At 72.1% G+C, this 24,573-nt stretch carries 20 protein-coding genes; 3 read left to right on the forward strand and 17 right to left on the reverse strand.

Features of this window, described 5'->3' with window-relative positions; genetic code table 11:
* A complete protein-coding gene (locus tag ACFO0B_RS09595; protein WP_378611999.1) occupies positions 1-2,379 on the forward strand; it encodes a CaiB/BaiF CoA-transferase family protein in 2,379 nt (792 codons plus the stop codon).
* 165 nt (positions 2,380-2,544) lie between these two features.
* Here ACFO0B_RS09595 and ACFO0B_RS09600 read toward each other — a convergent pair whose 3' ends face one another.
* Both ACFO0B_RS09600 and ACFO0B_RS09605 read right to left on the reverse strand, forming a co-directional pair.
* Positions 2,545-3,234 carry a hypothetical protein gene (locus tag ACFO0B_RS09600; RefSeq protein WP_378612000.1) on the reverse strand — a complete coding sequence of 230 codons (690 nt, stop codon included), beginning with the start codon at positions 3,232-3,234 and terminating at the stop codon, positions 2,545-2,547.
* 857 nt (positions 3,235-4,091) lie between these two features.
* On the reverse strand, positions 4,092-5,963 hold the full coding sequence (locus ACFO0B_RS09605; protein WP_378612001.1) for a S9 family peptidase: 1,872 nt from the start codon (positions 5,961-5,963) through the stop codon (positions 4,092-4,094).
* A 153-nt stretch (positions 5,964-6,116) separates the two neighbouring features.
* Here ACFO0B_RS09605 and ACFO0B_RS09610 point away from each other — a divergent pair, with 153 nt between their 5' ends.
* Both ACFO0B_RS09610 and ACFO0B_RS09615 read left to right on the forward strand, forming a co-directional pair.
* Positions 6,117-6,848, forward strand: a complete 732-nt coding sequence (locus ACFO0B_RS09610) for a MerR family transcriptional regulator (protein WP_378612002.1) — start codon at positions 6,117-6,119, stop codon at positions 6,846-6,848.
* The gene (locus tag ACFO0B_RS09615) at positions 6,841-8,367 is read left to right on the forward strand and encodes an alpha/beta hydrolase (protein WP_378612003.1); all 1,527 of its coding nucleotides are present in this window, start codon (positions 6,841-6,843) and stop codon (positions 8,365-8,367) included. The genes ACFO0B_RS09610 and ACFO0B_RS09615 overlap by 8 nt, the downstream gene beginning before the upstream one ends.
* 51 nt (positions 8,368-8,418) lie before the next feature.
* On the opposite strand, the gene ACFO0B_RS09620 is transcribed toward ACFO0B_RS09615, so the two are convergent.
* The 15 genes from ACFO0B_RS09620 to ACFO0B_RS09690 form a co-directional block, all read right to left on the reverse strand.
* Entirely contained in the window at positions 8,419-9,621 is a 1,203-nt protein-coding gene (locus tag ACFO0B_RS09620) for a cytochrome P450 (protein ID WP_378612005.1), read from the reverse strand.
* Between the two features lie 136 nt (positions 9,622-9,757).
* Entirely contained in the window at positions 9,758-10,408 is a 651-nt protein-coding gene (locus ACFO0B_RS09625) for a TetR/AcrR family transcriptional regulator (protein WP_378612006.1), read from the reverse strand.
* An 82-nt stretch (positions 10,409-10,490) separates the two neighbouring features.
* Positions 10,491-11,723, reverse strand: coding sequence for a cytochrome P450 (locus ACFO0B_RS09630; protein WP_378612007.1), 1,233 nt, complete (start codon positions 11,721-11,723; stop codon positions 10,491-10,493).
* A 26-nt stretch (positions 11,724-11,749) separates the two neighbouring features.
* Positions 11,750-11,944, reverse strand: coding sequence for a ferredoxin (locus tag ACFO0B_RS09635; protein WP_378612008.1), 195 nt, complete (start codon positions 11,942-11,944; stop codon positions 11,750-11,752).
* Positions 11,945-11,963: 19 nt separating this feature from the next.
* Entirely contained in the window at positions 11,964-12,782 is an 819-nt protein-coding gene (locus ACFO0B_RS09640) for an SDR family NAD(P)-dependent oxidoreductase (protein ID WP_378612009.1), read from the reverse strand.
* A gap of 71 nt (positions 12,783-12,853) precedes the next feature.
* Entirely contained in the window at positions 12,854-13,708 is an 855-nt protein-coding gene (locus tag ACFO0B_RS09645; RefSeq protein WP_378612010.1) for an alpha/beta fold hydrolase, read from the reverse strand.
* Entirely contained in the window at positions 13,705-14,310 is a 606-nt protein-coding gene (locus tag ACFO0B_RS09650) for an NADPH-dependent FMN reductase (protein WP_378612011.1), read from the reverse strand. The genes ACFO0B_RS09645 and ACFO0B_RS09650 overlap by 4 nt, the downstream gene beginning before the upstream one ends.
* Before the next feature lie 18 nt (positions 14,311-14,328).
* Complete coding sequence (locus ACFO0B_RS09655) at positions 14,329-15,318, reverse strand: cyclase family protein (protein WP_378612012.1); 990 nt, start codon at positions 15,316-15,318, stop codon at positions 14,329-14,331.
* Positions 15,319-15,356: 38 nt separating this feature from the next.
* Positions 15,357-16,157 (reverse strand): coniferyl-alcohol dehydrogenase, encoded by an 801-nt coding sequence (locus tag ACFO0B_RS09660; protein ID WP_378612014.1) that lies wholly within the window; start codon positions 16,155-16,157, stop codon positions 15,357-15,359.
* Positions 16,154-17,866, reverse strand: a complete 1,713-nt coding sequence (locus ACFO0B_RS09665) for an FAD-binding protein (RefSeq protein ID WP_378612015.1) — start codon at positions 17,864-17,866, stop codon at positions 16,154-16,156. The genes ACFO0B_RS09660 and ACFO0B_RS09665 overlap by 4 nt, the downstream gene beginning before the upstream one ends.
* Entirely contained in the window at positions 17,863-18,813 is a 951-nt protein-coding gene (locus ACFO0B_RS09670; RefSeq protein WP_378612016.1) for a 3-carboxyethylcatechol 2,3-dioxygenase, read from the reverse strand. Before ACFO0B_RS09670 ends, ACFO0B_RS09665 begins: the two co-directional genes overlap by 4 nt.
* Positions 18,782-20,413 (reverse strand): bifunctional 3-(3-hydroxy-phenyl)propionate/3-hydroxycinnamic acid hydroxylase, encoded by a 1,632-nt coding sequence (locus ACFO0B_RS09675; RefSeq protein WP_378612018.1) that lies wholly within the window; start codon positions 20,411-20,413, stop codon positions 18,782-18,784. The genes ACFO0B_RS09670 and ACFO0B_RS09675 overlap by 32 nt, the downstream gene beginning before the upstream one ends.
* A 1-nt stretch (position 20,414) precedes the next feature.
* Entirely contained in the window at positions 20,415-21,278 is an 864-nt protein-coding gene (locus tag ACFO0B_RS09680) for an alpha/beta fold hydrolase (protein WP_378612019.1), read from the reverse strand.
* Positions 21,279-21,298: 20 nt separating this feature from the next.
* Positions 21,299-22,939, reverse strand: a complete 1,641-nt coding sequence (locus tag ACFO0B_RS09685; RefSeq protein WP_378612021.1) for an FAD-dependent oxidoreductase — start codon at positions 22,937-22,939, stop codon at positions 21,299-21,301.
* Complete coding sequence (locus tag ACFO0B_RS09690) at positions 22,936-24,531, reverse strand: AMP-binding protein (RefSeq protein WP_378612022.1); 1,596 nt, start codon at positions 24,529-24,531, stop codon at positions 22,936-22,938. The genes ACFO0B_RS09685 and ACFO0B_RS09690 overlap by 4 nt, the downstream gene beginning before the upstream one ends.
* Positions 24,532-24,573: the final 42 nt, after the last annotated feature.

Consider the following 24,573-nt stretch of genomic DNA (forward strand, 5'->3'; position numbering starts at 1 on the left):
GTGACGCACGCCGAACCGCCGCTGCGGGAGTGGCTGGTGGTCGATCTGGCCACCGGTATCTCCGGCGGGTACTGCGCGAAGTTGCTCGCCGACGGGGGTGCCCGGGTGGTGCGGGCCGAGCCGCCGGAGGGTGATCCGCTGCGCCGGTGGTCCGCCTCCGGCGCGGTCGTCCCGCCCGGTTCGGACGGGGCGCTCTTCTCCTTCCTCGCCTGCTCCACCGAGAGCGTGGTCGCCGACCCCGGGGCGGGGCTCGACCTGGTCGAGAAGCTGCTGGCCGCCGCCGACGTGGTGCTCTGGTCCGCCGGCTCGCGGCTCGCCGAGCACTTCACCCCCGCGGTGCTGCGGCAGCGGTATCCGCACCTCGTGGTCACCGCGATCACGCCGTTCGGGCTGAGCGGGCCGTGGAGTTCGCATGCCGCCACCGAGTTCACACTGCAGGCGTGGTCCGGTGGGATCGTCGGGCTCGGGCGCGGGGCCCCGGATCGGGCGCCGGTGCACGTCGGCGGGCAGATCGGGGAATGGTTCGCCGGTGCGCACGCGGCGGTGGCCACCCAGGTCGCGCGGTTGCGCGGCGGCGGTGCGCTGGTCGACCTCTCCGTGCTGGAGACGCAGATCCTCGGGCTCACCTACTTCCCGGTGTCGTTCCACGACGGGCTGGGGCGGCCGTTCCGCACCGAGCGCAGGCTCAGCGTGCCCGGGGTGGCGACCGCCGCGGACGGGCTGGTGGCGGTGGGGTGCGGGACCGCGCAGCAGTGGTTCGACCTGTGCGCGATGGTCGGGCACGCGGAGTGGATCGACGAGGACACCGAGCTCTCCATCACCCAGCGGGCGGGTGCCAAGGCGGCCGAGATCCAGGCGTGGATGGCGGAGCAGCCGGTGGATGTCGTCCAGGATCTGGCGACGGCGTTCCGGATTCCGAACGGGCCGGTGGCGGACGGGGCCACGGTCGCGGAGCTGGACCACCACGTGGCGCGGAAGTTCTTCACCACCAACCCGCGGGACGGGTTCACCCAGCCCGGGCCGCCCCACCGCACCTCGCCCGCGCTGCTGCGCGAGCCGGGTCCGGCGCCGCGGCTCGGTGCGCACACCGCCTACTACCGGTCAGCCGAGCTGGTGGCGAAGACCGCTGCCGCGCCGGGTGATCCGCTTCCCTTCCGCGGGCTGCGGGTGCTGGACCTGACCACCTTCTGGGCCGGGCCGTCCGTCACCCACTACCTGGCCCTGCTCGGCGCCGACGTGATCCACGTGGAGTCGGCCGGCCGGCCGGACGGCACCCGGCTCATCGCCGGCGTCCCCGCTTCGGAACCGCAGTGGTGGGAGCGCTCCCCCATCTTCTCCGGGCTGAACACCGGGAAGCGCGGGCTCACCGTCGATTTCCGCACCGAGCGCGGGCAGGCGCTGCTGAAGAAGCTCGTCGCCACCTGCGATGTGGTGGTGGAAAACTACACCCCTCGAGTGCTCGAGCAGATCGGGCTGGACGCGGCCAGTGTGCGGGCGCTGCGTTCGGACATCGTCATGGTGCGCATGCCCGGGTTCGGGCTGGACGGGCCGTGGCGGGACAACCCCGCCTTCGCCTACGTCATCGAGGACACCTCCGGGATCACCGCGCTCACCGGCTATCCCGACACCAACCCCATCGAGCCCTACTGCATCGGTGACCCCAATGCCGGGGTGCACGCGCTCAACGCGCTCCTGCTGGCGCTCGAGCACCGGCGCCGCACGGGGCGGGGTGTCGTGATCGAGGCGGCCATGGTCGAGGCGGCCATGAACGTCGCCGCCGAGCAGGTCATCGAGTACTCCGCCTACGGCGCGCTGCTCACCCGCGACGGGAACCGCGGCCCCGCCGCCGCCCCACAGAACCTGTACCGCGCCGCCGGAACCGACGAGTTCGGCCGCGAGGACCTCTGGGTCGCCATCGCCGTAGCCGACGACGCGCAGTGGCGTCGCCTGCGCGCGGCACTCGGCACGCCCGTCTGGTCACTCGACCCGGAGCTGTGCACCGCCGCCGGGCGCCGCCGCCAGCACGACCTCCTCGATGGGCACCTCGCCGACTGGTGCGCCGAGCGCTCCCCCGACGAGATCGTCTCGCTCCTCTGGGCGGCCGACGTTCCGGTGGCGAAGGTGCTGCAACCCCACCACCAGGCCGAACTCCCGCCGCTCGTGTCCCGCGGCTTCTTCGAACCGGTCGACCACCCGGTCTTCGGCACCGCCCGGCACAGCACCCTCCCGTTCTCCCTCTCCGAAGGGCCTGCCCAACTCCACACCCGCCCCGCGCCCCTGCTCGGTGAGCACACGGAGGAGATCCTGCGGGAGCTGGGTTTGGGGGACGCGGAGATCGCGGAGTTGTTCGCGGACGGGGTCGTCGGCGGAACGCCCTGAACCTCAGCCGCCGAGGCTCGGCCCCTTCGGTCAGAGCTCCCGCAACTCAACCGGTGTGAGTGGGGCGCGGTAGGCCGCGCGGGGAACGGTGTCGACGGTGGGCGCCGGCGCCTCGGTCAGGTGCACGAACCAATCGATGCCCGCGGCGTACGCCCACAGGTAGCTTCACAGCTGCGGATCGGCGCCCCGGTCGGCGAGGGCATCGGCGATGTAGCGATCGGTCCACCAGGGCACGCGTCGCCGCGCGAGGTCCGCGCAGTCTTCGATCGCCGTCCCGCGCTCGAGGCGCAGGTGTAGCTCGGCCCGCACGAGCTGCGTGTGGTGGTCGAGCCGCACCCGCGTCCCGAGCTGCCGGTCATCGGGCGCGATGAACAGCGGCATGGCCTGCGCCCAGCCCTCCAGCAGGACCTGCTGCGGCCCGTGTACCGACAGCAGCCGCACCCACGGCACGTCGTCCTCGGTGCAGCGGGCCGCGATACTCGCGCTCTGCAACCCGTGTCCGAGGACTTCATGCAGGGCGAACTGGCGCGCACGCACCGCCGTGTACTGGGCATTCCGCGAATTCAGCCGAAGCCGCACCCGATCACCGGCCCCATCCAGCCAGTAGGCCCAGTACGCATCCACGTCGACGGTTTCGACGGTCAGCCGATAGTGGGCATCTGATCCTGTCGCATCCCGGACCGCCGGTTCGTATTCCGCGACAGCCGCGCGAATGGCGTCCTGCACATCGGCCGGCTCGAGCGGGCCCTCCGCGGCGGCCGCTTCCGCCATGGTCTTCGGCCCCCACGCGATACCGGCGCCATCGAGCGATTCCCGAGCGGCTCGGCCGCACTCGGAGATGTAGTCGGCGTTCACGCAGCATTCGCGTCAGCGGGCGATCCGTCAGGTTCAGCGTCTCGTACCGATAGGTCAGCTCAGCGGTGTTGTCGGCGCTGATTTCCAGATCGATGCGCAGATCGAGGTTGACCACCTGCCCCGCCGGCCAGCCGGCGCCGTCGCCATCGGATGACGGCGTCCTCGGATTCGTCCCGTCACCCCGCAGCACCATCTCGGCGAATCGTTCTTTCGCCGACTCGTCCGCCCGCGCCAGCGCCTCGTCCAGTACGCGCTGGGTGAGCGGACGCAGTCGAATCTCCGAGCCGAGGCGACCCCACTTGGTGACGGTGTTCTGGCCAACGCCGAGATCAGTGGCGAATTCACGAATCGATCGCCGAGTGGCGTTCTTCAGCGCAATCGCCTCGAAGCCGGTCCACTCCATGGCGAAGCCCCCTCCACCCTGCCCGGCCGAGTATGACGCAGCGAGCACGCCGGTGTGACGGCGGTGTTGTGCCAGTCGCTATTTCGGCCCCACCGCCGCGCGGCACAGTTGTCATACACCTTCCCGGCAAACCTACCCAGAGGGGCCCTCATGCGAGTCGCGTACGCGCACTCCGAGCCACCGCCCGGCGCCGGCGCCGTCGCCGCACGGCCGGGCCTGCTCGAGCACCGCCAGCTGTCCCTGGCCATCACCGGGCACCTGTCCGGCAAGTCGCCGTTCGTCGAATGGGCTCGCGAACTCGGCGACCCGCACCGAATTTCGGCAGTGCTGAGGGCGGTACTGCAACCCGGCCGGATCAGCTGGGACGGCTCGGGGAATGGTCACGGCGTGCTCCAGGTTCGCCGCCGCGACCACGCCCGGTCGGCCGCGCGGCATCTGTCGCGCCCCGCACCCACTATTCGCCCACGGGAGCTTTCCCCCCGAGATGCCGGGCCAGGAACCGCTCGACCGCCCGGAACATGTCGATCTGGTTCTCCGGATTCACGAACCCGTGCCCCTCGTCGTCCTTGACGATGTACTCCACCGCAACCCCCCGACCACGCAGCGCGGCAACGAGATTGTCGGATTCGGCGCGCACCACGCGCGGGTCGTTGGCGCCCTGCAGCACCAGCAGCGGGGTGCGGATGCGGTCGGCGTGGGTGATCGGCGAGCGGGCGAGCATGTCCGCTTCCTGCTCCGGGTCGTCGGGGTCGCCGACGAAGAGGTGCCAGTTGTTGGCGAGGTGCGGGCGGGTGAAGGGCGGGAGGGTGCGCAGGAAGTTCGGCAGGCTGGAGATGCCGACGTAGTCGATGGCCGCGGCGAAGACGTCGGGGGTGAAGGTGACGCCGACCAGCGTCGCGTACCCGCCATAGGAGCCGCCGAAGATCCCGATCCGGGAAGGGTCGGCGTACCCCTGACCGACGGCCCACTCGACCGCGTCGATCACGTCGTCGTGCATGGCGCCGGCGAACTCGCCGATGGCGGCGCTGGTGAACGCCTTGCCGTAGCCGGTGGAGCCGCGGAAGTTCACCTGCAGCACGGCGTAGCCGCGGTCGGCCAGGAACTGCACGGCCCCGGAGTAGCCCCAGTGGTCGCGGAACCACGGCCCGCCGTGCAGCAGCACCACCAGCGGCAGCCCGGCGGGCTCCACCCCGACCGGCAGCGTCAGGTGCAGGGGCAGCCGCAGCCCGTCCCGGGAGGTGATCGAGAGCGGGCGCATCGGGGCGAGCGCGGCGGGGTCGAGGTGCGGGTGCGCGCGGCCGAGCAGCCTGCTCGCACCGGTGGCGTGGTCGTAGAACCAGGCGACGCCGGGGTCGCGGTCGTGTTCGAAGGTCACCACCCAGCGCTGCCCGGAGTCGTCGGCGGAGAGCGTCTCGATGTCGCCGTCGGAGAGCGCGGTGAGTCGGTCGAGGATCTCGGCGAAGCCCGGGTCGAGCGCCCTGATCTCCAGCCGTTCGTCCAGGTAGCGCACACCGAGCAGGGCCCCGGTAGCGCGGTCGGTGATGAGCGGGTCCGGCGCTGCCGGGTCGACCGTCGAGCGTGGGTCGAGGTCGAAGGACGGGTGGCTGTCCACCGCGGTCTGGGATCCGGTGGCCAGGTCGAGCCGGACCAGCCGCATGCGGTCGGTGCCCCGGTTCGAGCCCATCCAGAGCCCGGTGCCGTCCGGGGTGAGCCGGAAGGGCGCGATCTGCATGGGGTAGTCGCGGCCGGCGAAGCGGGCGACGCGCCGCAAGCCGTCCGGGGTGAAGCGGCTGAGCTCCAGGTCGCCGGCGTCGGTGAGCCCGGTGCCGTAGACGGTGCCGTCGGGGGCGCGCAGGTAGGCGCCGATGCCGCCGGGGTTCCGCACCACCCCGGTGAGCTCGCCGGACTCGATGTCCAGGTCGTAGAGGTCGAAGGCGACGGGGTCGCGCTTGTTCAGCTGCACCTGCACGATGCCGGGGCGGTGCGCGGGCAGCTCCGGCGCCAGCGCGGCAACGCCGGGGAACGGGGTGAGGTCGACGGCCGGTGCCCCGGGGGCGTCCGGGTCGGCGCGGAAGAGGTGCCACAGCTCGTTCCCGCCCTCGTCCTGGGCGTAGAGCAGCCAGCGGGAATCCCGGGACCAGAAGACGTTCTGCACGCTGCGGGTCTCGTCGGCGGTGACGCAGCGCGGCTCACCGCCCTCCACGTCCCTGACCCAGATGTTCATCCGGTTCTTCCGGGGGGCCAGGTAGGCGATGCGGGTGCCGTCCGGGGAGATGACGGGCGCGGTGAAGGCGGGCGAGCCGAAGAATTCCTCGACGCCGATCATGGCTTTCCTTTCCGTCGAGCGGGGACGGCTCCCATGAGACACCCGGCCGCAACGGCATACTCAAGACCTTCCGGGCATGACCCGGATCACCCTTGACTGTGCCGCTGCGGCACACCCGAGACTGGCCGGACCGACCGACCCGAGGAGGACAGCATGGGGTGGAGCACCAGGCAGCTCGCCGAGCTCGCCGGGACCAGCCTGCGCACGGTGCGGCACTACCACGACGTCGGGCTGTTGCCGGAGCCCGAGCGCGGCAGCAACAACTACAAGCACTACGGCGTCGCGCACCTGGTGCGGCTGTTGCAGATCAAGCGGCTGACCGACCTGGGCTTCTCGCTACCGCAGATCGCCGAGATGGGCGACGCGACCGAGCATCCGGAGGCGGCGCTGCGCGCGCTGGACAACGAGCTGGCGGCCACCATCGAACGGCTGCAGCGGGCCAGGGTCGAGCTGCAGCTGCTGCTGCGGCACGCGCCGCCGACCGACCTGCCGCCGGAGCTGGCGCTGGCCGCGGCCGAGGCCGACCTCACCGGCGCCGACCGCGGCATGGTGACGGTGCTGAGCAGGCTGCTCACCGGCGACCAGCTCGACGCCTACGCCGACCTGATCCGCTCCGACGAACCGACCGAGGTCGACCGCGAGTTCGACGACCTGCCCGCCGACGCCGACCCCGAGACCCGCCGCGACCTGGCCGAGCGCATGGTCCCGCGGATCCGCGAGTTGCTCGCCGCGCACCCGGGCATGCGCGAGCTCGACCTGCCCCCGCAGCGCGCCGCCCAGACCATCGGCGTCGCCATGCGCGACCTGTACAACCCGGCCCAGCTCGACGTCATGCGGCGCATCGGCATCGCGATGAAGACCGACCGAGGGGATACCCATGCGTAAGTTCGCCCTGCTCGCCGCCGCGATACCGCTGCTGCTCGGCCTCGCCGCCTGCGGCGCCGACACCGCCCCGCCGAACCTGGACCGCTTCTACGACCAGCGGCTCAGCTTCGGCCCGTGCGCGGGCTACGCCACCACGGCCGCCGACGAGCAGGCCTTCGCCGGCGATCCGGCGCTGCAATGCGCCCGGCTGGAGGTGCCGCTCGACCACACCGACCCCGACGGCCGCACCCTGAGCATCGCGGTGCTGAAGGCACCCGCGCGCGGCGAACGGATCGGCTCGCTGCTGCTCAACCCCGGCGGCCCGGGCGGCCCCGGCATGAGCATGGCCGCGGTCGGCGCGCAGACGCTCGCGCAGAGCCCGGTGACCGAGCGCTTCGACCTGATCGGCTTCGACCCGCGCGGCGTCGGCGCCTCCACCCCGGCGGTGGACTGCTTCACCGACGCCGAGATCGACGCCGGGGAGGCGGTCACCTCGGTGCTGATCGGCCCGAAGACGCTCACCGCGGACGACACCCGCCGCCTGGTCGAGCGCTGCGCCGCGGGCTCCGGCGGCGAGGACGTCCTGGCACACCTGGGGACCAGGGATGCCGTGCGCGACATGGACATCCTGCGCGCGGCGCTCGGCGACGAGAAGCTGAACTTCCTCGGCCAGAGCTACGGCACCCGGCTCGGCGCGGTCTACGCCGAGACCTTCCCGGAGCGGGTGCGCGCGCTCGTCCTCGACAGCGCGATCGACCCGCTGAAGGGCACCGACGAGCGCAGGCTCACCCAGTACGCCGGGTTCCAGCGCTCCTTCGACGTGATGGCCGCCGCCTGCGCCGCCACCCCGGACTGCCCGCTCGGCCCCGACCCGGCTCAGGCCACCGCCGCCTTCCAGGCGCTGACCCGGCCGCTCATCGAGCGCCCGATCATCCTGGCGGACGGCCGCCCGATGGAGTACGACGGCGCTGTCGGCAGCGTGATCGCCGGGCTCTACGACGCCAGGGCCTGGCCGGTGATCTGGAAGGGGCTCACCGAGCTCCGCGCGGGCGAGGGCACCACCCTGGCCGCGCTCGGCGACGCCTTCGGCGGCCGCGGCGCCGACGGCCGCTACGGCAACTTCACCGAGGCGCTCTTCGCCATCAACTGCCTGGACGAGGAGCGGCACACCCCCGAGCAGGAGGTCGAGCTGAAGGGCCGCATCCACCAGGTGGCCCCGTTCCTGGACACCGGCCTCGGCCCCGACGGAGCCCGCGACCCCTGCGAAGCCTGGCCGGCCGAACCCACCCTCGGCTACCCGTACGCCACCGGCATCGAGGGGCTCCCGCCCACCCTGACCATCTCGATCACCGGCGACCCCACCACTCCCTACGACGGCGGGGTGAGCCTGGCCGACACCCTCGGCGGCACGCTGCTCACCGTCGAGGCCGAGCAGCACACCGTGGCGCTCGGCGGCGCCAGCCCCTGCGTCAACGACGCAGTCGCCGGCTACCTGATCGACCTGAAGACCCCGGAACCCGGCGCGCGCTGCGCGCTGTGACACCGGGCCGCGGGAAGCCGAGCGCGAGCAGCCGGCGCGGTCGGGACAACCTCAAGCGGTGAAGGTGGGCAGGGTCTCCCACCCGCGCACGGTGGAGGTGGGCGAGAGCCGGGCGGCGCTCGAGTCCACCTCCCACTCCGGGAACCGCTTCAGGATCTCCTCGAGCGCGATCCGCCCCTCCAACCGCGCCAGCGCGGACCCGAGGCAGAAGTGCGTACCGACGCTGAACGACAGGTGCCCCCTGGTGTCCCGGTCGATGTCGAACACGTCACCGTCCGGCGCGAACTGCCGCTCGTCCCGGTTGGCGGCGCCGATCAGCATCATCATGGCGCTGCCCGCGGGCACGGTCTGTCCGTGCAGCTCGACGTCGCGGGTGACGTAGCGCGCGACGTGCGGGGCGGGCGGCTGGAAGCGCAGCAGCTCCTCGACGGCCTTGGGAATGAGCTTCGGGTTCTCGACCAGCCTGCGGCGCTGGTCCGGGTGGTCGGCGAGCACCCGCCCGGCCCAGCCGATGAGCCGGGTGGTGGTCTCGTTGCCCGCGCCGGAGACGACGTTCACGTAGGTGAGCAGCTCGGTGCGGGTGAGCTTGCGCCATTCGCCGGTGTGGTCCTCGAACTCGACGTTCAGCAGCTCGGTCATGATGTCGTCGGCGGGATTCTCCACCCGCCAGTCGATGTAGGCGGAGAAGATGTCGCCGGTGTCCATGCCCTCGGAGGCCGCCTTCATCGGCTTGCCCTCCTCGGTGCGCATCTGCTCGTTGGCGAAGTCCCGGATGGCCTCCTGGTCCTGCTCCGGGATGCCGAGCAGCAGGCCGATGGTGCGCATCGGCATCTGCGCGCCGATGTCGGTGATGAAGTCGAGTTTGCCGGTACCCACGTGCGGCTCCAGGCTGTCCACGCAGTACTGCCGGATCTGCGCCTCCAGCGCCTGGATCTTGCGCGGGGTGAACATCCGCGACAGCAGCCCGCGGTGGATGTCGTGGATCGGCGGATCCTCGAAGATCACCACGCCCGGCGGGATCTCGATATCGGCCTTGATCAACTCGATGATCGCACCCTTGGCCGAGCTGTAGGTGGCGTGGTCGATCAGTGCCGCGTTCACGTCCGCCCACCGGCTGATGGCGTAGAAATCGTGCTTCTCGTTGTAGTAGAGCGGCAGCTGGTCGCGCAGCCGCTTGAACATCGGGAAGGGGTCCGCGTTGAGCTCGACGTCGTACGGGTCGTAGTACACGTCGCTGGCCGCACTGGTGGTCACAGGGATTCGCCTCTCTGGAGAACAGCGAACGCCAGTGTAACTTACCTTCTCCGACAATGAGAGCGGCATTCTCTCGCGATCCGGAGAGAAAGGAAAAGGGCCCCGGCGAACCGGGGCCCGAGGGAGGACGGGGAGATCAGCGCGCGGCGATACCGTGCGCGCAGAAGCGCCAGACCTCGTCGGCGGTGATCGGATCGGGATCGCCGTCGGTATCCGACGGCTGCGCGATGAACATGACCGTCTGCATGGTCAGCGCGGCCAGCCTGCGCGGGTTCCCGCCGGGCACGAGCGCACCCGCCTCCTGCACCTCGACGAGCAGGTCGGCGAAGAGCGTGAACAGCGCCGTATGCGCGGAGCGCACCGCGTTCGGGTGCGAGCCGATCAGCTGCGGCGCGAACTCGGTGAAGAGCGGGCGCCGCGCCTCCGGGTCCGGGCAGCAGAGCTGGAAGAGCAGCTCGACCGCGGTGCGCAGCTTCGCCACCGGGTCGTCCGCGGTGCCGGTGGCGGCCCTGATCTGCGCGGCGGTGCGGCCGACCGCGTCCTCGTAGAGCGCGAGCAGCAGCTCGTGCTTGCCGTCGAACTGCAGGTAGAAGCTGCGCAGCGACTGGCGGGAGCGGTCGACCACCTCCTGCACCGTGAAATCGGTGCTCCCCTTCTCGGTGATGATGGCCTGCGCGGCGTCCAGGAACTTCTGCACCCGATCGCCCGCCCGCTGCGTCGCGGTGCGCAGCGACCGCTCCACGGCACGCGCCTTCCAAGCGGGCTGCTGCTCCTCACTGGTGTGCATCAGGGCATAGTACTCGGCGCGGCGCCGCATTGTACGGTGATGCGCAGTGGCGCACAACACGTGTGCGCCGCGCGGCCGGCCACTACCAGGCGACCGGGAGCGAGTAGACCCCGAAGGCGAGCCGGTCGTGCTTGAACTCGACCTCCTCGAACGGAATCGCCAGGCGCAGTGTGGGAATCCGCCGCGCCAGCGTACCGAAGACGATCTGCAGCTCGGCCCTGGCCAGCTGCTGCCCGACGCACTGGTGCGGCCCGAAGCCGAAGCCGACGTGCTGCAGCGCGGGCCGGGTGATATCGAGCCGCTCCGGCTGCTCCCACGCCTTCTCGTCCCAGTTCGCCGGTGCCAGGTCGAAGATCAGGCCCTCGCCCGCCCGCACCGTGACGCCGGCGATCTCGATGTCGGCCAGCGCCACCCGGCGCTGGCCGTTCTGGATGACGCTGAGGTAGCGCAGCAGCTCCTCGACCGCGCTCGCGACCAGCTTCGGGTCGTCGCTCGTGCGCAGCAGCTCCCACTGCTCCGGGTTGTGCAGCAGCGCCAGGACGCCGAGCGAGATCATGTTCGCGCTGGTCTCGTGGCCGGCGATGAGCAGCCCGGTGCCGAGCTGGGCGGCCTCGCGCATGTCGATCTCGCCGGCCCGCACCCGCTCGGCGATGTCGGAGAGCGCGTCCTCGGCCGGCTCCTCCAGCTTCTGCTTCACCAGCTCGACCAGGTAGCGGGCCAGGATGCTGCGGCCTGCCTCGGCCTGCTCCTTGGTGGCGAAGCGGTCCACGTTGGCGCTGGCGTGCTGCTGGAAGAACTCGTGGTCGGCGTAGGGGACGCCGAGCATCTCGCTGATCATCAGCGTCGGCACCGGCAGGGCCAGCGCCGCGACCAGATCGGCGGGCTGCGGCCCGGCCAGCAGGGCGTCGATGTGCTCGTCGGTGACCTGCTGGATCACGTCGCGGAGCTGCTTGACCCGCTTGAAGGTGAACGGCTTGGTGAGCATCCGGCGGTAGAACTGGTGCTCCTCACCGTCGGTGGTGAAGAGCGATTTCGGCCTGGAGTCCTTGATCGCCTTCATGCCCTCGTTCCAGTACGGGAAGCCGGGCACCTTGTCGTTCACGCTGACCCGCGGGTCCGACATCAGCTCCTTGAACTCGGCGTGGCCGGTGACCAGCCACGGCGTGCTGCCGTCCCAGATCCGCACCCGGTTCAGCGGGCGGGCCCGCCCCATGCTCAGGGCCTGCTCGGGCGGCGCGAAGGGGCAGCCGGCGGAGCGCACCATCGGGTACTCGGGCACCTCCGCGGTCACGCTGCTGGTGGCTGTATCGGTCACGGTTCACTCCTGGAGGGTGGGGGAATTCATTCCTCGACGTGGATGGCCATGGCGGGGCAGACCGCCGCCGCCTGGCGCACCTCGTCGGCGAGCTCTTCGGGCGGGTTCGGATCGAGCAGTTCGACGATGCCGTCGTCGTCGCGCTGGTCGAAGACCTCGTCCGCGTGCATCACGCAGTGCCCGGCCGCGACGCACTTGACCTGATCGACAGTGACTTTCATGGGTTCTCTCTCTCCGGGGTCAGCGCGCGGCTGCCTTGTCGAACTGCTTGGCCAGGGGCTTGCCCGCGCGGGTGCCGCCGTCGATCGGCAGCACCGTCCCGGTGACGTAGCGAGCGCGTTCGCTCGCGAGATAGACGGCGGCCTCCGCCACGTCCTCCGGCGTCCCGTCGCGGCGCAGCGGGCGGTCGTTCTGCATGGCCTCGCGGGCCAGCCGGGTGAACTTCTCCCGCGCCGCGTCGGACATGCCGCTGCCGGACGAGGAGAGCAGCGAGGTCGGGATATTGCCCGGCGCCAGGCAGTTCACCCGGATGTCGAACTGCGCCAGCTCGATCGCGGCGGAGTGGGTGTAGTGGATCACCGCGGCCTTGGAGGCGCGGTAGGTCTGCACGCCGCCGCCCGCCTGGATGCCGCCGATCGAGGAGAGGTTGATGATCGAGCCGCCACCGTGCTCGGCCATGTGGCGCGCGGCGTGCCTGGTGCCTGCCATGACGCCGAGCAGGTTCACGCCGAGCACCCGGTGGAAGTCGGCCAGGTCGTCGTGCAGGATGCTCTTGTGCATCCGGCCGGAGATGCCCGCGTTGTTCACCATGATGTGCAGGCCGCCGAAATCGGTTGTCGCCCGCTGGACCAGCGCCTCGACCTGCTCGGGGTCGGAGACGTCGGTGGTCTGGAACACCGCGGCCGCGCCGAGCCCGGCGACCGCCTCGGCCCCGCGCTCGGGGTCAAGGTCGCCGACCACCACCCGCGCGCCCTCGGCCACGAACCGCGCCACCACGGCCCGGCCGATCCCGGCCGCTCCCCCGGTGACGACGGCGACCCTGCCTGCCAGATCGCTCATGCGGTATCCATTGGGCATGAGCGAAGGCCCTCCGTGGCCACGCTCCGCTCCCGCCTCCGGGCCTGATTCGCTCATGCCGAGATCTCCTTCCGGGAGTCGGTTTTCGCACAGTTCGCGAGGAAGTCCAGGAGCAGCGCGTTCACGATCTCCGGCCGCTCGATCTGCGGGCAGTGCCCGGCGCCGGGCACCACCGCGGAGCGGCCGTCCGGGAGCAGCGCGGCGATCTCGGCCGCCCAGCCGGGGGGAAGCAGCTTGTCCTCGCCACCCTCGATCACGAGCACCGGAACCCCGATGCGGTGGTAGGCGCGCTCGGTGGACGGCGCGGCGGGCGGCTCCAGCCCCGGCCGCCGGAACCGGGCCGCCGCCAGCGCCTCCCACGCCCCCGGCGCGATGCTCGATTCGTAGCGGCGGCGCACGTACCCCTCGTCGGCGGGCCAGGAGCCGCCGTGGAAGAGCGCCGTCACGATCCGGCGCATGCCGGGCAGCGAGCCGTCGTAGTCGTAGAGCGCCGCCATGTGCTCGTTGCGCTGGATCTCGCCGCCGCCGCAGATCGCAACCAGGCTGCGCAGCGGCAGCTTCGGCCGCTCCGAGGTGGCGTCGGCCAGCAGGTTGATCGCGCCCATGGAGTTGCCGACGAAGTGCGCCGATTCGATGCCGAGCAGCGCGAGGAAGCGCGCGATGTGCCGGATCCGCAGCCCGCGGCCGTCGGTGAAGTCGACCACCTTGGCCGAATCGCCGAAACCGAGCATGTCCGGGGCGAGCACCCGGTACCGCCTGGCCAGCGCGTTCACGGTGAACTCCCAGCCCACCTCGGCGCCGGCACCGAACTCGCCGCCGTGCAGCAGCACCACCGGCTCGCCGGCGCCCGCCTCCAGATAGCTGGTGCGCGCGCCGTCCACCAGCAGGGTCCTGCGCTCGGCGATCACGCGCGGCTCCCCGCGAAGGCGAGCACCTGGGTGGCGAGCAGCTCGAGCTGGCCGCGCACCGTCTCGTCGACCAGCTCGCCCGCGGCGTCCCACACCGGTTCGGCGGAGTTGATGGCGACGCCGAGCGGGGTCGGCCAGGCGCGCAGCGCGTGCCCGATCACCCGCAGCTGCCCGAGCGTGCCGACCGCGGCCTGCCAGCCGTAGGCGCAGGTGATGCAGCCGAGGGGCTTGTTGTCCAGGTAGACGATCGGGTCGCCGCGCAGGTCCTCGATGTAGTCGAGCGCGTTCTTGACCAGCCCGGAGACACCACCGTGGTAGCCGGGCGAGGCGATCACCACCGCGTCGGCCCGGCGCAGCGCCGTCACCAGCGCGGCCGCCTCGGCGGTGCGCGCGGGGTCGTGCGGGCTGTACATGGGCAGGTCGATGTCGGGGCCGGCGAAGAGCGCGGTCTCGCCGCCGTTGCGCTCGACCGCGGCCAGGCAGTGCCGCAGCGCGCGCTCGGTCGACGACCCGGCGCGCAGCGTGCCGCCGACCCCGACCACGAAGGGGCGGCCACCGGCGCGGTGCGGTTCGGTGGTCACCGGGGTGGTGCTCGCGGTCATGGCCGCTACCTCCTTCATCTACTTGATGGCGATGGGATTCAGCGGGGAGCCGACCGCGCCGACCACCCGCAGCGGCGGGGCGACCAGCTGGAACTCGTAGACGCCGTCGGCGGCGCAGTCCGCGGCGAGCGCGGTGAGGTCCCAGTACTCGCCGAGCATCAGCCCCATGTCGCGCAGGCACAGCATGTGCATGGGGAGGAAGGTGCCCTCGACGCCGGAGACCGGGTCCTCGACCATGAGGTTGTCCGCGGCCACCGCGGCGACCTCGCGCTCGTGCAGCCACTTGGCGCAGCGCCAGTCCAGCCCGGAGTAGGGCTCGGAGCCGTCGCCCGCCTCCTCGAACCGGGCCCACCAGCCGGTGCGCACCAGCACGATGTCGCCGCGGCCCACCTCGACGCCCTGCCGCTTCGCGACCTCGTCCAGCTCGTCCGGGGTGATCGGCTCGCCGCCGGGCAGCCAGGTGTCCGCGCCGCGGTGCTTCACCAGGTCGAGCAGGACGCCGCGGCTGGTGATGCCCTTGCCGTCCACCTTGTCGATGCCGCAGTGGAAGGCGCCGAAGCTGGTCACCGAGGCGGCCGGGAAGCCGTTGTAGAGCTTCTCGTCGTAGTAGACGTGCGAGAGCGCGTCCCACTGGGTGGCGGCCTGCAGCGGCATGACGATCATGTCGTCGTTGAAGCGGAACGGGTTGTCCGCGAAGAACCCCGCGACCTCGGCGCCGACGCTGTTGCGCAGCCACTTCGGGCCGTACTCGGTGAGCGCGGTGACGTCGCCGCCGTCCACGGTCATGACGTGCACCGGGTTGTGCCGGAACTTGAAGGCGCCCTGCGGGCCGGAGGAGCCGAAGTCGACGCCGAGCGGGAACACCTTCCCGTGCCGCACCAGGCCTGCGGCCTGGGCCACCTTCTCCGGGGTGATGAAGTTGAGCGTGCCGAGTTCGTCGGCGGCGCCCCACCGGCCCCAGTTGCGAACCTCGTCGCCGAGTTTCCGGAAATCGGTCAAGCTTGCCACTGTCGTTGTCCTTCCGAGTTCTTTCGTCAGCCGCGCTGTCACACCGGGCCGGCGAGCCGGCCGGCGACATTGCCGCCGTCCACCCAGATCACCTGGCCGGTCACGTAGCTCGCCGCCGCGCTGTTGAGGAACACCAGCACCGCCGCCTGTTCGGCCGGGTCGGAGACCCGGCCGTCGAGCGGTTTCGGGATGGTGTCGAGGTACTGGTCGCCGTAGGCGGTGCGCAGCTGGTCCAGGATCGGGGTCTCGGTGACGCCGGGGCCGGTGCAGTTGACGCGGATGCCGCGCGCGCCGAGCGGGGCTGCGGCGCGGGCGGTGTAGTGGATGATCGCCTCCTTCGACAGGCGGTAGCCGCCGTCTTCGAGCGCTTCGGGGTTGGCCGCGCACCAGGCCCTTCCGGCCTCGAAGCCGTCGGTGTCGAGCAGCCCGGTCGTCTGGTCGCGGTGCTCGAGCCAGTTCGCGGCGGCCAGGGAGGAGACGCTGGCGATCGTCGCGCCCTGCCGCAACCCCGGCAGCAGGGCCTCGGTGAGGTGGCGGAGGCCGAGGAAGTTGATGGTGACGACCTTCGGCGGGTCGCCGATGCCGGAGGAGACGCCCGCGACGTTGAACAGCGTGTCCACCGGGCCCAGCTCGGCGACGGCCGCGTCGATGGAGGCGGGGTCGGCCATGTCCACGCGGTGGAAGCCGTCCAGCTCGGCGGCCGGTTCGGCGAGGTCGAGCCCGATCACGGTGCCACCGAGCTCCCGCACCTGCCGCGCGACCTGTGCGCCGATCCCCGACGCGCAGCCGGTGACGACGGCGCGGCGGCCGTCGTAGCGCCACAGCTCACCGATCGTCATCCGCCCGCCCCGGCGAGGTGTTCGGCGGCGATGTAGCCGAAGGTCATGGCGGGGCCGATGGTGGCGCCCGCGCCCGCGTAGGAGCGGCCCATGACCGGCGCCGCGGTGTTGCCGGTGGCGTAGAGGCCGGGGACGACACTGCCGTCGGGGCGCAGGACTCGGGCGTGCTCGTCGGTGCGCAGCCCGCCGGAGGTGCCGAGGTCGCCGAGCACCATGCGGAAGGCGTAGTACGGGGGTTTGCGCAGCGGCGCCAGGTTGGGGTTGGGCAGGGTCGGGTCGCCGTAGTAGTTGTCGTAGACGCTGTCGCCGCGGTCGAAGTCGTCGTCGTGGCCCGAGTTCGCGAGCTCGTTGAAGCGGTCCGCGGTGGCGCGCAGCCGCTCCGGCGGCACGCCGATCTTCGCGGCCAGCTCCTCGATGGAATTCGCCGCGACCACGACGCCGGAGTCCAGCCACGCCTGCGGGATCCTGCGCCCGGTGGGGACCGGGGCGAACGGGATCTTGGGCAGCGGGAGGTGCCCGGCGACGACGTAGCGGTTCCACGACCGGTGGTCGGTGATCAGCCAGCTCGGGATGTGGTCGACGCCGGTCCGCTGGCCGGCCAGCATGGCGTGGCCGAAGTCCATGTACGGCGCCGCCTCGTTGATGTAGCGCTCGCCGTTGCCGTTGACGATGAACTGGGCGGGCATCATCCGCTCGTTGAGCAGGAACTGCATCCGGCCGTCCGGCCACTGGATGGACGGGAACCACCAGGACTCGTCCATCAGATCGGTCGCGGCGCCGACCTTCTCGGCCGCGCGGATGCCGTCGCCGGTGGCGAGCGGGTTGCCGAAGCTCCAGTCCTCGTCGATGAGCGGTTCTTCGCGCCTGCGCCACTCCATGTCGTGGTCGAAGCCGCCGGTGGCGAGGATGACGCCGCGCTCGGCGCGGATCCGCACCGGCACCCCGTCGCGCTCGACCACCGCGCCGGTGACCTCGCCGTCCGGGCCGGTGGTCAGCTCGGTCATCGGGGCGTTCAGCCAGAGCGGGATGTCGTGCTCGCGCAGCGCCAACCGGAGCCGCGCCACCAGGGACTGGCCGATGGCGGCGATGCGGTCGCCGAAGACGTGCGCGCGGAACTTGCGCCACAGCAGCTTGACCAGCACCGCCTTGCCGCGCCAGTTCTGCCGGACCTGGTAGAAGAGGCGCAGGTCCTTGGGGCCGAGCCAGATGCCCTTCGGCGCCAGGGCGAGCGGCTTGAGCAGCAGCTCCTCGTCCGGGCCGAGCTCGCGCAGGTCGATCGGCGGGACATTGATGGTGCTGCCCTGGTCGGAGCCACCGGGGAGCTCCGGGTAGTAGTCGGCGTAGCCGGGTTTCCAGACGAACTCCAGCCAGCGGCTGCGGCTCTCCAGGAAGGCCATCATCTCCGGGGACCTGTGCACGTAGGCGCGGAGCCGTTCGTCGGTCACCAGGCCCTCGGTGATGGTGCGCAGGTACTGGACGACGCTGTCCGGGTCGAGCTGGAAGCCGTCGCGGTGCTGGGCGGGGGCGTTCGGGACCCAGATGCCGCCGCCGGAGAGCGCGGTCGAGCCGCCGTAGTACGCGGCCTTCTCGACCACGAGCACCGTCAGCCCCGCGGCCTCGGCGGCGAGTGCGGCGGTGAGCCCGCCGCCGCCGGAGCCGACGACGAGTACGTCCACGGTCTCGTCGGCTCTCTCCACTGGTTCGGTCATGACGACCTCCCTTCCGGCAGCGCGGTGCGGACGGCGAAGCCCGCGATGAGTTCGGGGGCGGCGCGGTAGTAGCGGTCGGCCACCCGGTAGGGGCCCTGGCCGGCCAGCGCGGCGAAGGCGGCGACCCAGGTGCGCACCTCGTGCGCGGAGTTGCCCGCCGCGCGGGTGATGTCGGCGTTGTCCCACCCGGCGAACTCGCCGAGCGCGCCGCGGTCGAGCACGTCGAGGAATCGGGCGTCCCACTCGGGGGCGAGCGGCGCGGACGGCCCCTCCCCCGCGGCGAACTCGCGCGCGGCGGCGATGACCCGCTCCTGGCGGGCGGCCCGCGCCTCGGCCGACATGGGCGCCCCGTGCACGATGCGCTCGCGCACCGGCCCGGCGGCGGTGGCCAGCGCGGGCACCGGCGGGTCGTGCGAGAGCCCGCCGGAGCCGATGATCAGCACCCGCTTGCCGAGCCCGGCGACGAACCGCCCGGCCGCCGCCCCCAGCGCGGCGGCCCGGTGCAGCGGCCCGAGCGGCACCCCGACCGCGTTGACGAAGATCGGGATCACCGGCAGCGCGGTGGCCGAGCCGAGCAGCCTGCGCAGCGGCTGCACGGTGCCGTGGTCGACCTCCATGGCCACCGACACCGCGACGTCGACGCCGTCGGCGAGCACCGCCTCGGCCAGCTCGGTGGCGAGTTCGGCCGGCACGTCGAGCGGCCCGGCGTGACTGCCGTAGTCGCCGACCCCGCTCGCCGCGGTGCCGACGCAGAAGGCGGGCATGGTCCGGTAGAAGAACCCGTTGTAGTGGTCCGGCGAGAAGGTCAGCACCAGTTCGGGATCGAACTCCCGGACGAACCCGGCGGCCCGCTCCAGCGCCCCCTCCACATCGTCGAGCAGCTCGCGCCCCGGCCCGGGCAGCTCGAGCAGCGGGCTATGCGAGACGCAGCACACGGCCAGCGGCATCGTGCTCCCCCTCCGGGTCGAGCGCGAGCGCGTCGGCCAGCGCGGCGCCGACCTCCGGCGCGTACTGCGCGGGCGAGGCGCCCGCGATGCAGCGGTCGGGGCGCAGGAAGAGCACCGAGTCCAGGTGCCCGTCGAACCAGCGCTTGAGCCCGCCGGTGCGGTCGCCGACGATCAGCACGTCCGGATCGTCGTGGTCGGGCCAGTGCAGCTGGCAGGAGGGCCGGGCCGCGACGAAGACCGCGCCGAGCGCCTTCCAGCGCGCGAACTCCCGCTCCCCCAGCACCTCGCGCGGCCGGTTGTTCCAGAACAGCACCGCGAACCACGGCCCGAGCACGTCGTCGAGGAGCACGTCGGAGCGCTCGCGGGTGTCGACCCGGGGCTGCACGAAGAGCGTCCCGACGGCGGATTTCGGCGAGCGCGACCAGGTGTGCACCACAGCGCCGGTGTCGTACCGCGGCATCGGCTTGAACCGCATGCCGAGCACGTACGACTTCACCGGCGGGATCGCGGCGGCCGCGCGCACCAGCACGTCGCGCGCGGCGGTCACCCGCTTGTTGGTCGGCGAGATCACCTTCCCGACCAGCGTGGAGAGGTCGATCATGGCGCGGGCGTGCTTGCGCCGCTCGGTGTCGTAGCTGTCGAGGAGCGCGTCGCCTGCCCTGCCGGTCGCCACCGCGGCCAGCTTCCAGCCCAGGTTGGCGGCGTCCCTGATGCCGCTGTTGTAGCCCTGGCCCTGCCACACCGGCATGAGGTGCGCGGCATCGCCCGCCAGCAGCAGCCTGCCCTTCCGGAAGGTGTCCGCGATCCGGGAGTGGTGGGTGTAGACCCGGCGCCGGATCACCTCCAGCCGCTCCGGGTACGGCACGAAGGAGGCCACCATCCGCTGGAAGAAGGCGGGATCCTCGGCGAGCTCGTCCGGCTCGTCGTCGTGGATCATGAACTCGAAGCGCCGGATGCCGTGCGCGATGGAGACCGAGACATTGGGCCGGGTGGGATCGGCGCCGACCTCGATATTGGGGTGGCCGAGCGGATCCGAGGCCAGGTCGACCACGAGCCAGCGGGTCGGCGAGGTGGTCCCCTCGAAGCCCACCCCCATCTGTTTGCGGGTCACGCTCCGCCCGCCGTCGCAGCCGACCACGTACTCCGCGGTCACCACGCTGCCGTCCCCGAGTGAGACCTCCACGTAGGCGCCGGTATCGACGCACGCGGTCACGGCGGTGTCCCAGGACACCTCGACCGACGGATACCGCGCGAGCCCGGCCAGCAGCTCGGCGTCGACCAGCGGCTGCACGAAACCGTTCCGCTTGGGCCAGCCGAACGAGGTGTCGGTGGGCGCGATCTCGGCGAGCAGCCTGCGCCGCCCGTCCACGAACCGCATGATCTGGTTCGGGTTGGTGTGCGGCAGCACCTGTTCCACCAGCCCGATGGACTGGAAGGTGCGCAGCGACTCGTCGTCCAGCCCGACCCCGCGCGGGTAGTCGATGAGCGTCGGCCGCTCCTCCACCACCCTGGTCCGCACGCCGTGCCCGCCGAGCACATTGGCCAGCGTGAGCCCGACCGGGCCCGCGCCGACCAGCAGCACGTCGTAATCGGCCGGCACGTCAGCTCTCCCGCAGGAAGCCCAGGTGCAGGGCGTCGAAGGTGGCCGCGTCCTCGTACTGCGGCCAGTGCCCGCAGTCCGGCATGACCTCGAAGCGCGCGCCCGGGATCATCGCGGCGATGCGCTTGCCCTCGGTGACGTCGGCGGTGGGGTCGTCGCTGGTCCAGAGGACGAGGGTGGGCGCGGTGATGCGGCCGTACTCGTCCGGGCCGAGCAGGTTGCGCTGCCTGATCTCCGGGTCCTGCAGCGCCATGATGTCGCGCATGGCGTCGACGAAGCCGGGCTGCCGGTAGATGCGCTGCCTGCTGGCCACGATGTCGTCGTAGTCCTTGGACTTGTCCGCCATCAGCCACTTGATCCTGGCCTGCACCGTCTCCCAGGTCGGGTCGGCGGCCGCGGCCATGGAGAGCGTGATGATCCGCTGCATGACCACCGGGTCGGCCTGCGAGCCGCCCGCGGTGTTCAGCACCAGCCGGTGCACCCGCTCCGGGTGGTCGATGGCGAACCGGGCCGCCACCCAGCCGCCCAGCGACTCCCCGCTGATCGAGGCGGTGGCGACGCCGATGGCGTCGAGGAAGGCGGCGAGGTGCGCCACGTAGTGCGGGATCTCGAGCGGGTGCCCCGGTCTGCCGGTGTAGCCGTGCCCGAGCATGTCGATCGACCAGGTGTCGAAGTGCTCGGCGTGCGCGGCGAGGTTGCGCACGTAGGCCTCGGCGTGCCCGCCCGACCCGTGCAGCAGGATCAGCGTCGGCTTCCCCGCCTGGCCCGCGCGCAGGTAGCGGGTCCGCACGCCCCCGGCGTCCAGGTAGCCCTGCTCGAACGCCACACCCTGGAGATCGCTCCAGATGCTCTCGTACTCCGACAACGCGTGGTTCCCTTCTGCTTTCAGGATTCGACGGAGGAGCCGGTGGCGGCGGCGTGCCCGGCGCGGTAGCCGAAGACCAGGCCGGGGCCGATGGTTCCGCCCGCGCCGCCGTAGGCCCGCCCGGTCGCGCCGGCCATGGCATTGCCGACCGCGAAGAGTCCGGGGATCACCGCGCCGCTGACGTGCTTCACCCGGCCGTCCTCGTCGGTGCGCGGGCCGCCCTTGGTGCCCATGGCCCCCGCGGTGACCGGCACCGCGTAGTACGGCGCGGTGTCCAGCGGGCCGAGCGTCCTGGCCCAGGCCGGCTCGGCGTCCGGGTCGCCCCAGTAGCCGTCGTAGGCGCTGGCGCCGCGGCCGAAGTCCGGGTCGGCGCCGTCGGCGACGGTCTTGTTCCAGCGCTCGACGGTGGCGGTGAGGCCGTCCGGGTCGGCGCCGATCCGCCCGGCCAGCTCGGCGAGATCGGCCGACTCGTTGAACCACTCCGGCACCGCGCCGCCCGGCGGCACGCCGAGGAAGCCGTACTTCCGCAGGTGCTCGGCGTCGAAGACGATGTGGCCGGGGTCGTTGACGTAGCCCCCGCGCGGATCCAGGTAGTGGAAGGCGCCGACCATGGCGTTGTACTCGCCCGCCTCGTTCACGAAGCGGCGACCGGCCCGGTTGACGATGATGCTGCGCGGCCGGGTGCGCTCCAGCCGGACGCTGCGGCTGCGCGGCTTCCCCTCGATGGTGTCGCCGGGGATCTGCACCACCGGCACCCACCACGCCTCGCTCATGGTGCCGAGCTCGGCGCCGAGCGCCATGGCCAGCCGCAGCCCGTCGCCGGTGTTGTTCGGCGGCGAGACCGGGCCGCGCATGGGGCCGCGCAGGTAGGCGCGGACCAGCTCGGCGTCCCACTCGAAGCCACCGGTCGCCAGGATCACGCCGCGCCGCGCGCGCACCGTGGAGAGCCCGGCCGCGGTGGCGATCCGGACCCCGGTGACGGCCCCTTCCGCCGTCACCAGCTCGACCGCGCGGGCGCCCGTGCGCGGCACGACGCCCGCCGCGAGCACCCCGGTGAGCAGCCCGCCGATCAGCGCGGCGCCCGCCACCACCAGGTCGGCGTTGGCGTCGGTGACGCCCGCGTTCAGCCGCGCCCTCGTCTCGGCGTCGAAGCCGACATTGCTCCAGTCCGCCGGGAAGGTGGTGATCCGGTCCCGCCAGGCGCCGAGCCGGCCCAGGTCGAAGGCGATCGGGCTGAGCGAGCGGCCGCCGCCGGGGCGGCCGCCGGGCAGCTCCGGCTTGTAGTCGGGGAACCCGTCGGCGATCTCGAAGCGCACCGCGCTGTGCTTCTCCACGAAATCCACGGCCGCGCCGCCGGTGCGCACGAAGGTCTGCACCAGCGGGACGTCCATCGACCCGAACGACTGCGCGTCCAGGTAGGCCATGGCGTCCTCGACGGTGAGCGGCCCGTCCGGGGCCCGGTCGTGCGCCGGAATCCAGGCGATGCCGCCGGAGACCGCACTGGTGCCGCCGACGGTCTCGGCCTTCTCGTACACCGCCACCGAGGCACCGGCCACGGCGGCGGAGAGCGCGGCGGTGAGGCCCGCGGCGCCGCTCCCGAGCACCACGACGTCGACCTCGGTGTCCCATGCGGGGGTTCCGGGCTGAGCGGGGGTCGTCATGAAATCTCCGTTCGCAACTGAGAAGAATCGTATTCTCCTCGCCGGGATGTGGCAATGCCCCGCCGGATGAGATGTTTCTGCACCTTGCCGCTCGCGGTGCGCGGGAACTCGTCGGCGGCGAAGACCCGCTCCGGCCACTTCTGCCTGGCCACGCCCGCCGCGGCGAAGTGCGCGGCGATCTCGTCGACGGTCGGCAGCGCGTGCTCCGGCCGCAGCCGCAGCACCGCCCCGACCACCTCGCCGAAGCGCGCGTCCGGCACCGCGACCACCGCCGCCTCGGCCACCGCGGGCAGCCCGGCCAGCACCTCCTCGACCTCGATCGCGCTGACGTTCTCGCCGCCGCGGATGATGACGTCGGACTTGCGGTCGCTGATGGTGAGGTGGCCGTCCGGGTGCAGCACCCCGATATCGCCGGTGTGGTACCAGCCGTCGGCGTCGAAGGCGGCCGCGGTGAGCTCGGGGTCGGTGTAGCCGAGGCAGAGATCGGGTCCGCGGCTGAGGATCTCGCCGTCCGGGCCGAGCCGGATCTCCACGCCGGGCATCGGCCTGCCGTCGGTGTAGAGCCGCTCGTACTCCGGCGCGTGGTACCGGGAGGTGGTGATCGAGGGGTGCTCGGTGCTGCCGTACGCGCGGAAGGGGATCAGCCCCAGATCGGCCAGCCCGCGGGTGACCGACGGCGGCACGGTGGAGCCGCCGAGCCCGACGTAGCGCATGTGCGCCATGTGCTCGGGGGAGAAGTCCGGGTGCTCCATCAGGCTGGTGACGAAGTACGGCGGCCCGCCGCCGACCGAGAGGCCGTCGCTGCGCATGAGCGCCAGCGCCCGGCCCGGATCCCAGACGTCGGTGAGGTGCACCGGCTTCCCGTGCAGCACAGGGATGAGGAAGGCCGCGAGCATGCCGATGAAGTGGCCGACCGGGGCCGCGGTGAGCTGCGCGCCGCGGTCCAGCTTGTTCTGCTCGGCCAGCTGCCGCGCCTCGCAGCCCAGCGTCTGGTGGCTGTGGACGACGCCCTTCGGCGCGCTGGTCGTCCCCGAGGTGAAGGCGATCAGGGCAGGCCCGGCCGGATCGGCGGGGAGCGCGCCCGCCAGCGGCTCGTCGGCGAGCAGCGCGTCGAAATCGACCGCCGCCGAGCCGCTTCCGCCCACCACGCCGACGATCGGCACCCCGGCGCTCACCTCCGGGTCGAAGACCAGCCTGCCGAAGCTCGCCGCGGTGATGAAGACCGCGGGCTTCGTCACCCCGAGGATGTGCGTGAGCTCGCGCGCGCCGTAGAAGTGCACCACCGGGACGGTCACCGCGCCGAGAAACGCCGATGCCCAGAAGGTGGCGGCCGCCTCCATCCAGTTGGGCAGCTGGAAGACGACGGTGTCGCCCGGCCCGACCCCGCGCTCCCGCAGCCCGGCGGCCAGCCGCCGCGCCAGCAGCTCCACCTCGCCGAAGCTGCCTGACCAGGGCCGCGCGTCCGAGTGCACCCGGAACGGGAGTTCGCGCAGCCCGGCCAGGTCGCGGGTGAGCTGCTCGCCCAGCGTCTCCGGGCGCCACCAGCCCGCTGCCTCGTACGCGGCCCTGAGTTCGTCGGGGATGGTTCGCATCGCGGGTCGCCTCCGAGATCGAGTGAAAATGCCATTCTCCTC

The sequence above is a fragment of the Nocardia jiangsuensis genome (genome assembly GCF_042650385.1).
GTDB lineage: Bacteria > Actinomycetota > Actinomycetes > Mycobacteriales > Mycobacteriaceae > Nocardia > Nocardia jiangsuensis.

Coding starts and splice junctions, on each gene's coding strand:
- ACFO0B_RS09625 (WP_378612006.1), bottom strand. CDS start 10,408: ATGCACACCAGTGAGGAGCAGCAGCCCGCTTGGAAGGCGCGTGCCGTG.
- ACFO0B_RS09635 (WP_378612008.1), bottom strand. CDS start 11,944: ATGAAAGTCACTGTCGATCAGGTCAAGTGCGTCGCGGCCGGGCACTGC.
- ACFO0B_RS09615 (WP_378612003.1), top strand. CDS start 6,841: ATGCGTAAGTTCGCCCTGCTCGCCGCCGCGATACCGCTGCTGCTCGGC.
- ACFO0B_RS09670 (WP_378612016.1), bottom strand. CDS start 18,813: ATGCCGCTGGCCGTGTGCTGCGTCTCGCATAGCCCGCTGCTCGAGCTG.
- ACFO0B_RS09650 (WP_378612011.1), bottom strand. CDS start 14,310: ATGACCGCGAGCACCACCCCGGTGACCACCGAACCGCACCGCGCCGGT.
- ACFO0B_RS09605 (WP_378612001.1), bottom strand. CDS start 5,963: ATGATCGGCGTCGAGGAATTCTTCGGCTCGCCCGCCTTCACCGCGCCC.
- ACFO0B_RS09665 (WP_378612015.1), bottom strand. CDS start 17,866: ATGACCGAACCAGTGGAGAGAGCCGACGAGACCGTGGACGTACTCGTC.
- ACFO0B_RS09685 (WP_378612021.1), bottom strand. CDS start 22,939: ATGACGACCCCCGCTCAGCCCGGAACCCCCGCATGGGACACCGAGGTC.
- ACFO0B_RS09610 (WP_378612002.1), top strand. CDS start 6,117: ATGGGGTGGAGCACCAGGCAGCTCGCCGAGCTCGCCGGGACCAGCCTG.
- ACFO0B_RS09640 (WP_378612009.1), bottom strand. CDS start 12,782: ATGAGCGATCTGGCAGGCAGGGTCGCCGTCGTCACCGGGGGAGCGGCC.
- ACFO0B_RS09690 (WP_378612022.1), bottom strand. CDS start 24,531: ATGCGAACCATCCCCGACGAACTCAGGGCCGCGTACGAGGCAGCGGGC.
- ACFO0B_RS09660 (WP_378612014.1), bottom strand. CDS start 16,157: ATGACGATCGGTGAGCTGTGGCGCTACGACGGCCGCCGCGCCGTCGTC.